1 pseudogene is annotated in these 501 nt (G+C 64.9%); it reads left to right on the top strand.

Annotated features, from left to right (window positions below):
• Positions 1-501 (top strand): annotated as a pseudogene (locus tag EOA33_RS38215) (mechanosensitive ion channel family protein); the annotation flags it as partial.

Genomic DNA, 501 nt, shown 5'->3' on the forward strand with positions numbered 1-501 from the left:
GTCCTATCTCAGCCGGCTTTCCGTGGCGTTCTGGTCAACGCTGCTGCCGTCCGCGGCGCTCTCGGTGTTCCTCGCCTCGACCGTGTTCTTCTTCAATTATTACAACGTGCTGCGCGGCGATATCGGCGTCTTCCTCAATGCGCTGCTCGCCGTCATCGCGGTGGTGTTCTGCGTCAACCGGCTGACCAATGCCGCGCTTGAGCCGCGCCTGCCCAACTGGCGCCTGATTCCGGTCGAAACCGGGCCGGCGCGCTGGCTGGTGCGGCTGACGACGGCGATGGCGGTGGTCATCGGCTTCAACAATTTCCTGTCCGTGGTCAACGACAAGATGGGCTCGCCGCTGTCGCTGACCATCGCGCGCAGCTTTGTCGCTACCATCATCGTCGGCGTCATCCTGATCCTGATGGCGCTGCTGAAGCCGTTCCGGGCGCGGGATGGAACATGGCGCCCGTGGCCGGCCTGGCTTCGCGTCACCGCCGTCGCGCTCGGCCTGTTCACCAT

The organism is Mesorhizobium sp. M4A.F.Ca.ET.050.02.1.1 (assembly GCF_003997725.1).
GTDB lineage: Bacteria > Pseudomonadota > Alphaproteobacteria > Rhizobiales > Rhizobiaceae > Mesorhizobium.